Origin of the sequence: uncultured Roseobacter sp. (assembly GCF_947492555.1) — a bacterium.
Classification (GTDB): Bacteria; Pseudomonadota; Alphaproteobacteria; order Rhodobacterales; family Rhodobacteraceae; genus Roseobacter.
Genome location: NZ_CANLNE010000001.1, coordinates 544872 through 558067, shown reverse-complemented (window position 1 = coordinate 558067; position 13196 = coordinate 544872). Strand labels below are relative to the sequence as shown.

General features: G+C 57.7%; 10 protein-coding genes. 3 read left to right on the top strand and 7 right to left on the bottom strand.

What is annotated here, in order from left to right; genetic code table 11:
• Positions 1–19 precede the first annotated feature (19 nt).
• The 3 genes from Q1A07_RS02590 to Q1A07_RS02580 form a co-directional block, all read right to left on the bottom strand.
• Complete coding sequence (locus Q1A07_RS02590; protein ID WP_299777554.1) at positions 20–481, bottom strand: RidA family protein; 462 nt, start codon at positions 479–481, stop codon at positions 20–22.
• A 20-nt stretch (positions 482–501) separates the two neighbouring features.
• On the bottom strand, positions 502–1485 hold the full coding sequence (locus Q1A07_RS02585; RefSeq protein ID WP_299777552.1) for a PhzF family phenazine biosynthesis protein: 984 nt from the start codon (positions 1483–1485) through the stop codon (positions 502–504).
• Positions 1486–1579: 94 nt separating this feature from the next.
• Complete coding sequence (locus Q1A07_RS02580) at positions 1580–2434, bottom strand: LysR substrate-binding domain-containing protein (protein WP_299777550.1); 855 nt, start codon at positions 2432–2434, stop codon at positions 1580–1582.
• Between the two features lie 919 nt (positions 2435–3353).
• Here Q1A07_RS02580 and Q1A07_RS02575 point away from each other — a divergent pair.
• Positions 3354–4733 (top strand): amidohydrolase family protein, encoded by a 1380-nt coding sequence (locus Q1A07_RS02575; RefSeq protein WP_299777549.1) that lies wholly within the window; start codon positions 3354–3356, stop codon positions 4731–4733.
• 116 nt (positions 4734–4849) lie between these two features.
• Here Q1A07_RS02575 and Q1A07_RS02570 read toward each other — a convergent pair whose 3' ends face one another.
• Both Q1A07_RS02570 and Q1A07_RS02565 read right to left on the bottom strand, forming a co-directional pair.
• On the bottom strand, positions 4850–5749 hold the full coding sequence (locus tag Q1A07_RS02570) for a LysR substrate-binding domain-containing protein (protein WP_299777547.1): 900 nt from the start codon (positions 5747–5749) through the stop codon (positions 4850–4852).
• Between the two features lie 284 nt (positions 5750–6033).
• A complete protein-coding gene (locus Q1A07_RS02565) occupies positions 6034–6951 on the bottom strand; it encodes a LysR family transcriptional regulator (protein WP_299777545.1) in 918 nt (305 codons plus the stop codon).
• A gap of 273 nt (positions 6952–7224) precedes the next feature.
• On the opposite strand from Q1A07_RS02565, the gene Q1A07_RS02560 reads away from it, so the two are divergent.
• Positions 7225–8196, top strand: a complete 972-nt coding sequence (locus Q1A07_RS02560; RefSeq protein ID WP_299777543.1) for a LysR family transcriptional regulator — start codon at positions 7225–7227, stop codon at positions 8194–8196.
• Between the two features lie 174 nt (positions 8197–8370).
• The gene (locus tag Q1A07_RS02555) at positions 8371–10806 is read left to right on the top strand and encodes an FAD-dependent oxidoreductase (RefSeq protein WP_299777541.1); all 2436 of its coding nucleotides are present in this window, start codon (positions 8371–8373) and stop codon (positions 10804–10806) included.
• A gap of 117 nt (positions 10807–10923) precedes the next feature.
• Here the strand turns inward: Q1A07_RS02555 and Q1A07_RS02550 are convergent, their stop codons facing one another.
• Together Q1A07_RS02550 and Q1A07_RS02545 are read right to left on the bottom strand one after the other, a co-directional pair.
• A complete protein-coding gene (locus Q1A07_RS02550; RefSeq protein WP_299777539.1) occupies positions 10924–11583 on the bottom strand; it encodes a hypothetical protein in 660 nt (219 codons plus the stop codon).
• Positions 11584–11587: 4 nt separating this feature from the next.
• Entirely contained in the window at positions 11588–12988 is a 1401-nt protein-coding gene (locus Q1A07_RS02545) for a selenium-binding protein SBP56-related protein (protein ID WP_299777537.1), read from the bottom strand.
• Positions 12989–13196: the final 208 nt, after the last annotated feature.

Genomic DNA, 13196 nt, shown 5'->3' with positions numbered 1-13196 from the left:
GGGCGGAGACGTGGCAGGATCAGGCGATCTCGAAGACGCCGTCGATTTCCACTGAAACGTCAAAGGGCAGCAGGGCCCCCAGCGCAAAACGTGCATGGCGTCCGGCATCGCCGAAGGCGGTAATCAGTAACTCGGACGCCGCGTTGATCACGATAGGATGACGGACGTATCCTTCGGCGCTGTTCACGAACCCACCGAGTTTCACAACCTTGGTGACGCGGTCCAGATCGCCGTCGCAGGCTACTTTCAACTGCGCCAGCATGTTCATGATACAAAGCTCGGCGGCCTTGATCGCGTCTTCCTCGGAAATCGTATCGCCAACCTTGCCTTGGTATTCGAACCCGTTGGGGCCCTGAGGCACTTGGCCGGACATGAAGACCAGGTTGCCGGTTTTCACAAATGGCACAAAGCTTGCGACTGGTGTCGGTGCATCCGGCAGGCTGTGGCCTGCGGCTTCGAGACGTTTTTCGACTTCACTCATGGTTTAATCCTTCTTTGGTGTTACTGGAATGACGACGGAATATTCAGGGTGCCTTCTGCCACCGGGACGCAATGGCCCCCGATGCGAAACTCCGACAATACACCGTCCAACTTGGTCGCATCACCGCGCAATTGGCTGGGGCGTCCCATCTGGACGCCTTGCTCAAGGCGATAGCTGGTCCTGAGCGTATTGCCGGGCGCAAGGGCGGTCAGAAGCCCCACCAGGGAGAGATTGGAAGCACCTGTGGCGGGATCTTCGGTGATGCCAACCATCGGAGCGAACATACGCACCGCGTAATCGACCCCCTCTTTTGTCGATGGGGTGTAGAGATGCACACCAATGGCCCGTTCACGCGGCAGGTGCTGCTGGAACTCCGAAATGACGGGACTGGCCTGACTGAGTGCCTCTTCCGATGTCACCTCGACGAATACCAGCGCATTGCCACAGGTGCAGATACAGGGCGCGTGGCGGCTGGTTTCAATCTGATCCGGGCGCAGGTTGCAGGCGCGCGCAATGAGTTCCGGGTCGACATCCGGACCGATTGCCAGAGGTTCCGGGGATGAGACAATCCCGCCCACAACGGCATCGCATTCGGTCAGCAGCTCGGCGTGCACTGCGCCGATGTTCTGTTCCAGCAATACATCAGATGTGATTGCCCGGCCAAATGCGCGCCCGGCGCGCCCGAGAATGAAGCTGGCACCGACAGTTGGGTGCCCAGCAAAGGGAAGCTCGGTCTGGGGTGTGAAAATGCGTGTTCGAACATGGCATTCGTCGTGCCGGGGCGGCAGCAGAAAGATGGTTTCGGCGAGATTGAATTCATGCGCGATCTTTTGCATCAAGTGTGATGCAAGCCCTTCCGGCGCCCAGACAACGGCCAGGGGGTTTCCACCAAAACAGCTGTCTGTAAAGACATCCACGACTGAATAGCTCAATTGCATCCCAATCCCCAATCCCGAATGGTTGCACAGCTTTGCTACGCTACGCGGCAGGGCTACCGAAGTCATGAGATTTCGTCAAATTGAATTAACTGAACTGCAAATCCCGAAATTCAGATCGATACTGATCTTATCAGGGCCGATCAAATGGGCACAATTCGGTTCAGGACCACTCGATCTCGCCCAAGCAGTCGGCAAAGGCGTCGACAGCTGGCTGCTCCTCGATCCGGCCTCTGGTCAAGAAAAGGTCAATGCTTGGCAAGGGCGGGAAGCCCTCGCGTTCCTTCAAAACCGTCAATTCCGGAGGTACGCTGGACAGCGGCATCGCTGCAATCGCAAGGCCGGAGTCGACCACGGCAATCAGGGCTGCGAGATTTGGGCTGCTGAAGGCAACTCGAAAATCACGCCCCTCGGCAGCGAGTGCCGCAATGGCATTCTTTCGGATCATGCAGTCTGCCTGAAACACGGCCAAGGGTACCACCGCCCGACGTCCGACGGCGTGATTGGGCGATGCAACCCATACAACGGCTTCCTTTTTCAGAAACCGGCATGTTTCTGCCTTGGCCGAACGCGAAACGATGGCGGCTTCCAAGGTGTTTTCCTCCACCATCTTCTCCAATGTCGCGCTGGGAGCGCAGGTGATTGTTACTTCGATCAGAGGATGTTCTTGCGCGAAACGGGTCAGTATTGTCGGAAGAAGGCCGCGTGCGTAGTCGTCTGGAATGCCGAAATGCAGCGTATCGTTGGGTGCTGTACCGACAAGGTTGGACACAGCCTCGTCCTGCAGCTGTAAAATCCGGCGGGCATAGATCAGCAGTGCTTCGCCCTTTTTGGTGAGCCGTACAGCGGGGCGCTCCCTGGTAAAAAGTGATTCACCCAAGATCTGCTCCAGCTTCTGGATTTGCATGCTTGTTGCAGACTGGCTCCGGCCGATTTTGCTCGCGGCGTCCCGAAAACTCCCGCCCTCGGTGATAGTGACGAATGTTCTCAGCAGGTCGGGGTCAAGCGTCTGTTTCATCGGAATGGGTCACTCACATCTTGGTCCGCGCAATGACAATGGATCAGTCCCCTAGAGACCTCGCGGCCAGGCTGTCAAGGTGCTTGGCGGTCTCCGTCACGCGCTCCGGCAAGCATCGCGACTTCGTCACACCTTCGCCAACAGCATGCCATTCACGTCCTGCGGATGGGTCCGCATGGTCTGTTCTTCCTCTCGTGCGCACTGGGTTTCGACGTTGGAGAGAGCCTCGTAATCCCCTCTGCTGTGAAGGCCACACGACGCAAACCTAAGGCATAGTTAATCGTCAATCTTCATTCCGTTGGCGGGGAGAAAGACCTTGCCGTCCTGTTTGAGTGCGCAGATCAGATCCTGTGCTGGGTGAGCGCAACAGCATTGCTAACGGGCGCGAGGAAGAAAGTGGCGCGTTGCAAGGTGGGTCTGTCTGAGACATCGTCTTGCATTTTCGTCCACCTCAAAGGCCGATCGCCCATGCGCTGAGGGGCGCTCATCGGCGAGCGTGTTGCATGCGGTGCCGGACTGGGGCCGAGAGTTCACATCGGGATAAATAATTGAAAGAATGGCATAACGGCTGAATTCAAACGTCCAGCGAGTATTGGGGCTGCGGTTCAGTGGGACGCTGTGTGTGTCCCGATTTGTCTCGCAGGACATCAACCGGCCTGCACCAGGTGCGACCGTCAGCTGTCGCAGAAAGCAGTCCCGGTTATGTCCGCCGGCGTTTGACAATGAAACAGCACGGCGATACCGATGAGATGCTGCGACTGAAACCAACCATTTCCCGACGTTCTCCTCTAAGCAGCCGGAGATAAGAACGTACTGTTTAAAACAGGTTCGGGAACGGTGGTGACGTCGTAGGCCGCGCTTGTATCAAGCATATTCCAGCCCTGTCACCACTGGTCAACCTGCCAGAAAGGTGAAGGCAATGAGCAACTTCATTATCATCAATATCGAACATGGGCTGACCGGACGTCTTGGCGATCATGCACGATTCTCCGGTGCGTTGCGCGTGCGCGACGGGGTCATTCACGAAATGGGTAATCTGCAACCCGAAGCAGGCGAAACGGTGGTCGATGCCAAGCATTCCGTTGTCTGTCCCGGATTTGTGAACACACACCACCACCTGTTCCAATCCGTTATGAAAGCCGTACCCGAAGCGCTGAACCAACCGCTCGATCCATGGCTTATGGAGGCGCCATATCGGTTTTGGCCTTACTTGAATGAGGAGGGCATGCGCACCACCGTAACGATTGGACTCGCCGAATTAGCCTTGTCGGGTGTGACAACGGTGGCAGACCATCACTACATCTACTCGGATCGCTACGATTACAATCCATCTGATGTGCTATGTGAAACCGCGGCACGGTTTGGGCAGAGGTTTGTTCTGGGGCGCGGTGGTCTGACACATGGCCGGCCCTGGCACCGTGACGATATCCCGCCGGCACCGGCAACCAGCCTCGAACACATGCTGGACGGTTTGAGCAGCGATGTCGTGCGCTGGCACGATCCGTCCCCGACGGCAATGACCCGTATCGCAGCCGCACCAGTAACCACTATCTTCAATTTGCGCGAAGGTGAGGTGAAAGAGGTGGCACAGGCGGCCCGGCACCTTGGTATTCGTCTGCACACCCATCTTTCGGAAAACGATACCTATGTGAACACGACGCTCGATCGATACGGTAAGCGGCCTGTGCCCTGGATGGCGGAGCAGGAGTGGATTGGCGACGATGTCTGGTTTGCCCACCTGGTCAAGATCGACGAGCGAGAGATCGACATGTTGAGTGAAGCAGGTACAGCCATGGCGCATTGTCCCCAAGCCAACGCCCGTCTGGCGTCGGGCATCGCGCCCGTGCCGCGCTTTGCCGAACGTGGTGGCGTGGTGTCGCTGGCCGTGGATGGAACAGCGGCGAACGAAGCGGGGGACATGGCGCAAACGCTTTACGCAGCTTTCATTCTGCACCGGACCGGCGGTCAAGCTGATGCAACGACTGCCGAAAACGTTATTCACTGGGCGACATCCGGTGGCGCCCGGGCGCTGGGTCTGTCGGGCATTGGCACTCTGGAGCCGGGAAAAGCGGCTGATCTTTTGGTGCTTGGTCTGGATCACCCCCGGTATTTCGGACAGCACGACCGAACCGTCGGGCCAATCATATCAGGCGGAGAGCTAAGACTGCGGCATTCCTTTGTGGCGGGTCGCGAAATCGTGCGGGACGGCGCGGTTCCATGGCTGGACATGGATGAGCTGAACGAAAAGTCCCTGCAGACGGTCGACATTCTGAAGAGAGGGGCGCAGCGCGCGCACTAACCTCTGGCGCACCGGCCTTTCGTTGGAAAATGTCGGTGCGCGCTAGCCGTGCGATATAGCTTTTTTCCTGTTTTCTGACATTCGATCACTGGAAAAACTGGGCGCGTAAAGAAGCTCTATGATTTGCGAAATGCCGCGGCTTCGTTCCGAAGCCATTTCTCGAATTTACGGATTTTCCCTGAATTCCGTCGGCTTTCTGGAAACACAATCCAATACCCGCTGCCATCGTCGCAGGTCATTTCAAATGGCTGAACGAGTTGCCGTCTTTCGAGTTCGCTCTGAAAGAAGGCCGGGGTCAGCATTGCCACACCCTGACCGGCGATTGCCGCGTTTGCTTCAAGGATTTGCGGGCCGAACTGCCCACCAGAGCCTTCTGGCGGTGGCGAGTAGTCCACATTAACGTCTTCAAACCAACGGTGCCACCAAGGATCATGCCCGGAAAGAATTGGCAGCTTCAACAGGTCCGCAGGCTCTTTCACTCCCCCGATGCTTGCCGCCAGATCCGGACTTAGCATCGGGGTGAATACTGTTGGCAAAAGAAGGCGGCTTTTGAGGCCCTCCCAGTTTCCTTTCCCGCCACGGATGGCGACGTCAAATCCATCAGACATGAAATCAACAAGGCCTTCGCTCACTTCAACGCGTACGGCAATGTCCGGGGATTCAATCTGAAATTTCCCAAGCCTCTGAGCGAGGAAATTGGTGCCGAAGGTCGGGATGACACTGACGGAAAGTGTACCCTGGCTGGACCCTTTTGCATCGGCATAAGCATCGGCAAGGATATCCAGCGCTTCAGTCGCCTTGGAGGTCAATGAGCGCCCGATGGTCGTCAGGCTGACACCGCGTGCATGGCGTTCAAAGAGCTGAGCACCGACGCGCTCTTCCAGGATCTTGATCTGATAGCTTACGGCTGCCTGTGTCATGCCCAATTCGTTAGCGGCAGCTGTAAAGTTGCCGTGCCGCGCCGCTGCTTCTGCAACGCGGACAGCTGTCAGCGGTGGAATGTCTGTTCGAGCCATATATTAAAAATACTTATACCTTTTTGTCTTCTACACCCAGATTGGCCATAGTACAACGTCGGGATGTGCTTTTTTACACAAAGGCATTGCGTATCCATCAGTATGATTTGCATGTCGCATAACGTTAACAGGTATTAGGCGTGATTATGCCTCGTATTGCACCGCTCTTGGGAAGGGAATTCCTGTGTTGCGGGGTGTGAAACTGCAATCAAATGACCACTCATCCGAACGTTTTGCCTCAATGCGTAGGGTTGCAAAATCGGCGCGCGGTATAATCAGCTTCGCTATGAATGGTTGCGGTGCAGGTCACGCAGGACATCAAAGACCCGATCCACGGTACGTCTAATCGCGGGGCTGAACCGGTCATCATCGTGCACCACCAGCCATTGATCACCCTCCAGCTCATCAATGGTTTCGCTCACCCTCATCAATCCGCTTTGCCTGTCGCCAACAATGGTCGGAAGAAGCGCCCGCGCCGACCCCGCAAGCGCCAAATCGAGCATGTTCCGGGGGTGGGTAACTTCAATAATTTCTCTTTCATCCGCGTGTTTGCCGAGCCACTCCGCAGATGGGGTGTTGCCCGTATACCGTGCCCACGGGTTCACATCCTTGTTGATCGCATAAAACGCAAAACGCACACGGCCCACGCGACGACCGGCAAGCCCCCGTTGGTGAGGGCGGTGATTGCGGATGCCGATAATTGCCTGTCTCCGACTGATATCAAGCACTTCTTCGGCTGAAATGAGGCGCACCAAAATGCTGTCATCAGATCCTACGATGGCATCCATTTTTTCGCACAGGTACTTGCTCATCCAAGTCCCCGCTGAAATCTTGACCAAAGTGCGTTTGCCACGGGCGGGCGGGTTCCAGATCGTTGATAGCCCTGCCTCCAGCGTAGTCACTTTTTCAAAAAGGGCCTCACCATCAGCAGTCAATTCATACCCCTTGGGTAGCCGCCGAAACAATTCGCGTCCGGTGGCCCTTTCCAGGTCAAGCATGCGTCGCGATAGTGTGGGCGCGCTTTTACCCGTGGCCTTGCTGGCTTTCGCCAACCCGTGACCGCGCGCAACAGCCGCAAAAAGCCTTAAATCATCCCAGTTGGCGTTCATTTCATGCATGAAATGAAACCTATCGCATGTTTTGCTGGCGCAACAGTGGCGCCGACGGAAAAGGAGAAGGATGTGGAAAGCGCTGAGGTGCATGATCGTGTCGCAAATCAGAGAAATTGCGCCGGTATTATTCGGGCTTCCCGGTCTGATCCTGCTCAGATTCAGCCAGCGATTTCAGAACTCGGGTGCATTGGCCCCATTGGCTTGCTTGTCGGTGCTGGCGCTCTTGTTCATCTATCTTACGTGGCTCTCCGGGCTTTGTGGTGGCGTCGGAACGGGATATCGCGGATCAGCTCCATTTCGTTTGACCTGCGGTGTGGCGTCGCGCAGAGTTCCGAATAATTCGCAACTCTTCGAGGATTTCACTTGGCCCTGCCACGCATTTCTCTTCAAGCCTTGGAGGCATTTGAGCGGGTGTCGGCCTCCGGATCAATGCAGCAAGCTGCGTTGGAGATGGGATTGTCGATTTCTACCGTATCGCATCACATTGCTCGCCTGGAAGAGCAGTTGGGCGCGGTCTTGCTCGATCGCGCGACGCGGCCATTCCATCTGACGCGGAAAGGGGAGGAGGCCTTGCATCACCTGCGCAAGGGTCTTCCTCACTTGCGGCGTGCCACCAGCGAAACAGCAATTGGTGGGCTGGTCGGTACCCGTTCATTGCATGTTGGAATCGTGGAAGACTTCGAAAGTCGTGTAGCACCGGAACTCGCGGTGGCGCTTGCAAGTCAAATGCCGCGCGCAAGGCTGGCGATTCATAATGTTCTGAGTCACGAAGCGCCATCGCTTCTAAGCAAGGGACAGCTCGACATTGTCATCGCGTCAGAGGCGGATCAGCGCATAGCGGATATTCAAAGCAACCCGCTTGTACGTGATCCCTTTGTTATTGCTGCACCAAAGAGTTTCGAGGTTCAATCCGAAACGCTGCTTTCAGGGACGGCCGCCCTGCCATTTCTGCGGTTCAATCCAAACCACCTTATCGGGGCTCAGATCGAAACGCATCTTGCCCGCAGTCGAATTTCACTTCCGAATCGATACGCATTCGACAGCGCGCAGTCGATCATGGCAATTATCGCCAACGGTGACGGATGGGCGGTTATGACCCCGCTGGGGTTCATCCGTGCGCGGCGTTTCATAGACCGGGTTCAGCTTCTACCCTTGCCCGTCGCTGCCTTTGCAAGGCAGATTTCCCTGATGTCGCGCAGCGATTTTGACCTGCGGATCGCCCGGGCGGTTTCGGCCCTGATACGGCAGATCATCGCGCGTGAAGCGGTTGCGCCTGTTGTTGCCTTCTATCCGTGGCTTTCGAGTGCATTCAGTGTGCTCGAACGCGACGACTAACCGACCCGCTCAAGGTTCCCAAGGCACATTTTTTAAGCACTCGAAAGATGCGTCAAAATATGTGCTTTGAAGAACAGAGTTTCGAAAATATCGAAAGTGATGACCTTGTCTTGACGTCAGATGTCAGCAGGTTTCTGAGTGGTGATCTGGAAAACGAGGGGTGGAAAACAAGTCATGCGCAATCAAGCTCGGGTCGTCATCATCGGAGGCGGTATTGCAGGATGCTCAGCTCTCTATCACCTGACCCGAGAGGGTTGGAGCGACGTGATGCTGATCGAGCGGGATGAACTGACCTCGGGCACGACCTGGCATTCAGCGGCGCAGGTTACGAACTTTGGCATGTCGCAGACCATGGTTGGACTGAAGTCGCATTCGATCGCCCTCTACAAGGAATTGCGTGATGATCCGGATTATCCCGTGGGGTATAACTACGGCGATGGCGGCATCCGTTTAGCCAATACCGAAGCGCAGATGGACGGCTATCGCCACTTTGCGTCGATGGCGGCGGGCATGGGCGTCAACTTCGAGGTGTTGGACGCGCAGGAATGTGCGCGTCGCCACCCGCTGATTTCCACGGACAACCTGCTGGGTGGGCTTTGGGACCCAACCGACGGTCATATTGACCCCGCACAGCTCTGTCAGGCACTTGCCCGCCGTGCCCGCCTCGCGGGCGCCGAAGTGAACCGCCACACGCCGGTGACAGGGTTGACACAGCACCCGGACAGCACCTGGACAGTTCACACTGACAAAGGCGATGTGCGATGCGAGATTGTGGTGAATGCCGGCGGTTATCGTTGCAATGAGATCGGCGCGATGATGGCGGTCAGCCATCCGGTCGCCTCGATGGAGCATCAGTATTTTTTGACCGAGGATATTCCTGCGATTGCGGAGGCAGGGCACCGTATCCCGCTGTTGCGATGCCCGATCAGCGATTACTATTCACGGCAGGAAAAGGGGGGCCTGTTGCTCGGCTTTTACGAACAGGACTGCCGCACCTGGGGACTGGACGGGATCGATCCGCATTTCTCAAATGACCTTTGTCCCGATGATCTGGACCGGGTGAGCGACGTTCTGGAAGGCGCCTTTGAGCGTATGCCTGTTCTGATGGAGACCGGCATTCGGGAGATCGTGAACGGCCCGATCACCTATACAATTGATGGCGCGCCTCTTGTTGGGCCAGTCCCGGGCAAAAGAAATGCATTCTGTATCATAGGCCTGCGAGCCGGGCTGGGTGAAGGAGGCGGCCATGGCTGGCTCTTGGCACAACAGATCGTTCACGGCGAAGCGGAGTATGACACATGGGCGCTCGACCCGCGTCGCTTCACTGGCCACGCTACGGTTGAGCTGACGGCTCTCAAGGCGATCGAAGACTATCAGAACGAATTTCGTTTCCATTTCCCGCATGAAAACCGCCCCGCTGGGCGACCTATGAAAACAACGCCGCTGACGGCGGTCCTTGCGTCCGAGGGCGCTGCATTCGGTACCGTCAACGGGTGGGAACGCGTAGAGTACATAAAGCCCTCGCCTGACTTCTCCGAAACGCTCGGATTTCGGTTCAACGAAGTCCATGATGTCGTCGCGGCAGAGGTCGATGCTGTGGCTACGGGCGTCGGTTTGACCGAAGTGTCTGGCTTCAACCGCTTTGAGCTCACCGGGGCGGATGTTCATACGTTTCTGGACCGCATGATCTGTGGGGCCGTGCCGAAAAAACCCGGCAGGGTCGGGTTGGGCTATCTGCTAAATCATCAGGGTATGGTGAAAGCGGAGGCGACGATTGCCACGCTCCCGGACTCTGATCGTGGGGGTGAACGGGTCTGGTATGGCTCAGCGGCTGCGTCCGAATATCACGATATGGACTGGCTCACGGCCCACGTGCGCGCGGATGAAGACGTGTCGATCCGGTCGCTGACCAATGCGCAGACCATCCTTGTGCTGGCCGGGCCAAAGGCACGGGATGTTCTGCAGTCCGCCGCTCGCGGGGATTGGTCGCGCGATGCCTTCCCCTGGCTCTCCCTGCGCGAGGCGTATGTAGGTATTGCGCCGGTGACTGTTCTGGGCGTCAGTTTCTCAGGGGAACTTGCCTATGAAATTCATGTTCCAAACGAAAACCTGCATGCCGCCTATGCGGCCCTGTGCCGCGCGGGTGAGGCCCATGGGTTACGCCGGTTCGGGTCACGCGCGGTGGAGTCGATGCGGTTGGAAAAAGGCTTTCTGCACTGGAAGTCCGATATTCTGACCGAGTTCGATCCCTTTGAGACCGGGTTGGACCGATTTGTCCGGCTCCAAAAGCCCGGGTTTGTGGGCAAGGACGCGTTGCTTGCGCGGGTCGATGCCGGACCGAGGCGGAAACTGGTAACGCTGGCGCTTGAGTGCGGCCATGCACCTGCGACCTCTGGCGCATCAGTGCGCGCTGATGGTCGTATCATCGGAACGGTCACATCGGGTGATTGGGGACATCGGACGGGATTGAATCTCGCTTACGCATTTGTCGATCCGGATCTTGCGGATCATGGCAGCGCGTTGTCGGTGGATGTCATTGGTGAAGCGGTTGCCGCGCAGGTGATTGCGCCGTCTCCTTACGATCCATGTTTTGACAAAATGCGCAGCTGACAGCTGTTGAGGAGTTTGAACGCTCGTGTTTTGTCCGTCTGCCAACGCCTTTCTCACGGCGCGCAGGCTGGCGAGCGCCCGCGCATCTTCAAATCGACGATATCGTTGCGACAGCAATCAGTGGGCTGATACCAAGGCGATACAGCCGACGAGAATCAGGCTGAGTGCCCAGATCAGGTCAAGGTTAAACCAGCTCTTTTGCAGAAACTTGAGCCCGAGCCAGCGGTAGACACCGACGGCGATGGTTCCGCCTGCGAGGATCATCGCGCCAGTGTGGGCAAGGGCCACTGCGATGGCGGCGGTCGCATTGTTCCACATGAGGCTATAGGCGGCGGCATGGCCCGCGTCGGTTTCCAGCGTGCCACAGATGCCCAGATAGATCGGCACCAGCATGAGCCCCGCCCCGTGGGCCATGGCCGCGAGGAACGACCAGAGCGCCAGCCGTGAGGGCGGTACGCGCGCGAGGAAGCGCGGGTGGCGGCGGTTGATCAGCAGGTAGACCCCGAGGGCGATGACCAGCAGGGCAGCGCCGGTCTGGATTTGCGCCTGCCACTCGACCAGCATCATGAGCGCTGAGAAGGGAAGGAGGATCGCGGCCATGGCCAGAAAGTGCCCCGCCGCGAGGGCCGCGAGAGCGCTGTAGAGATTGCCGGTGCTGCGCGCCATGAGGGCGGCCGACACCGCCAGCGGCCAACCCATGCCGGGATTGACTCCGTGATAGACGCCCGAGACCACGACGGCGGACCAGAGGGACGCCGCCGTGTTCATGCTCTCCATTCAGCTAGACGGACGGGTAGCAGAAACTGTCGGTGGAACAGTCGCCGCCCTCAAGCCGGATCTGGTGGCTGCGGTAGCCGTCTGGGAACTCGACCCAGAAGTCCTTGTTCAGGGTCAGCCCGCCGTTCGCGCCTACATCTGCACAGACCATCGCTGCCCCTCGCTCGCCCGGATAGAACTGATCGTCCCAGGTGGAGTAGAGCGAATTGGTCCAGTAGACGCGCTTGCCGTCACGGCTGATCTCGACCATCTGCGGGCCGTAGCCGAACTCCTTGCCGTTGGGGTGTTTGTGCTTGGCCACGATGCCGCCCAGATCGACCTTGCCCGCCAGCTTGGGGTTCATCGGGTCGGAGACGTCATATTGATGCATCTCGCCCAGACCCCAGCAGGCGACATAGAGGTATTTGTCATCAAGGCTGAGGTCGATGTCGGTGACCAGCGGCGGCACGGCGCCAAAGCCCTTGAGCAACTCGGGCAGGTCGTCGGCATCCGCTGGCACAGGGTCGATGGTCACGGTCTTTTTCGCCTCAAACGTGCCGTCTTCGTTGCGCCACCACGTGAAGATTGCGCCCTGCAGATTGGTGGTGTCCACCACCACGCCGCAGAAGCCGTATTCCTTGGCCGGGTCATGGGCGGGGCGGATTTCCAGCGCCATCTGGTGGTTCTCGCCCAGATCAATGGTCTGGATGTTCTTGCGCGCGCGTAGGTCCCAGAAATGGATCGAATGGCCGTATTTGTTGCTGAGCAGATCCTCCGGCACCACGCCGTTTTCGAACTGCGGCGGCAGGCCCCATTCGGAGCTGACCATGTAGTCGCGCGGCAGGTTCCACCAGAAGTCATAGTGCTTGTCCTGCGCGCCGCGGTCCATCTCGTAGCGGCCGAGGATCTCGAAGGTCTCGCAATCCATGATGAAGATGCCGGGAGGACCATCGGTGCCATCCTCGCCACCGCCGCCCAAGGTCGAGACATAGATGCCCTCGGGGCCGCAATGAATGGTATGCGGGCGGGAATAGCCGGTCTTGGCAAAGAGCTCTTCGGGCTCAATGATCTTGTGAATCTTGGCTTTCAGCGGCTCTTTCACGTCGATGATGTAAATGCGGCTCGACCGGATGCCCGGGATGATCAGGTAGCGCCGTTCGAGGAAGGCGTGGCCGGTGAGTGGCGAGAGTGCCGAGGAGCAGGCGTTCCAGCCGAAATGGTGAAACTCGTCACCGGTGTTCGGCATGAACAGGCTATGCACGATCTGGCCGTAGGTGTCGGATTTAGGGTCCACATCCACCACAGCGAGACCGTCGGGCTGCGAGCCATCGGGACTTAGCATCAGCGTAAAGGCCAAGGTCTCGACCGGGGCCTGCATGGCCATCTGCGGTGTGGGGTAAAACGTCGGGTCTGGTCTTAGGTTCATTTTTCATCCTCCCTGACGGACGCAGATGACGGAATTCTATCGCGCCCACGGAAAAGCTGGCACAGAATCAAATGTCAGACAATTGAAATTTGAATGGCGCTCTGTTGCGCCAAGATGCGTTTTCGCTGTTGCGACCATCTACAATCGCTGCTCGACCACTTGAGCTTAAGGAGATAAGTTTCTGAAAATATACATAAATATGCGTCTC

Coding starts and splice junctions, on each gene's coding strand:
- Q1A07_RS02590 (WP_299777554.1), bottom strand. CDS start 481: ATGAGTGAAGTCGAAAAACGTCTCGAAGCCGCAGGCCACAGCCTGCCG.
- Q1A07_RS02585 (WP_299777552.1), bottom strand. CDS start 1,485: ATGACTTCGGTAGCCCTGCCGCGTAGCGTAGCAAAGCTGTGCAACCAT.
- Q1A07_RS02580 (WP_299777550.1), bottom strand. CDS start 2,434: ATGAAACAGACGCTTGACCCCGACCTGCTGAGAACATTCGTCACTATC.
- Q1A07_RS02575 (WP_299777549.1), top strand. CDS start 3,354: ATGAGCAACTTCATTATCATCAATATCGAACATGGGCTGACCGGACGT.
- Q1A07_RS02570 (WP_299777547.1), bottom strand. CDS start 5,749: ATGGCTCGAACAGACATTCCACCGCTGACAGCTGTCCGCGTTGCAGAA.
- Q1A07_RS02565 (WP_299777545.1), bottom strand. CDS start 6,951: ATGCACCTCAGCGCTTTCCACATCCTTCTCCTTTTCCGTCGGCGCCAC.
- Q1A07_RS02555 (WP_299777541.1), top strand. CDS start 8,371: ATGCGCAATCAAGCTCGGGTCGTCATCATCGGAGGCGGTATTGCAGGA.
- Q1A07_RS02550 (WP_299777539.1), bottom strand. CDS start 11,583: ATGGAGAGCATGAACACGGCGGCGTCCCTCTGGTCCGCCGTCGTGGTC.
- Q1A07_RS02545 (WP_299777537.1), bottom strand. CDS start 12,988: ATGAACCTAAGACCAGACCCGACGTTTTACCCCACACCGCAGATGGCC.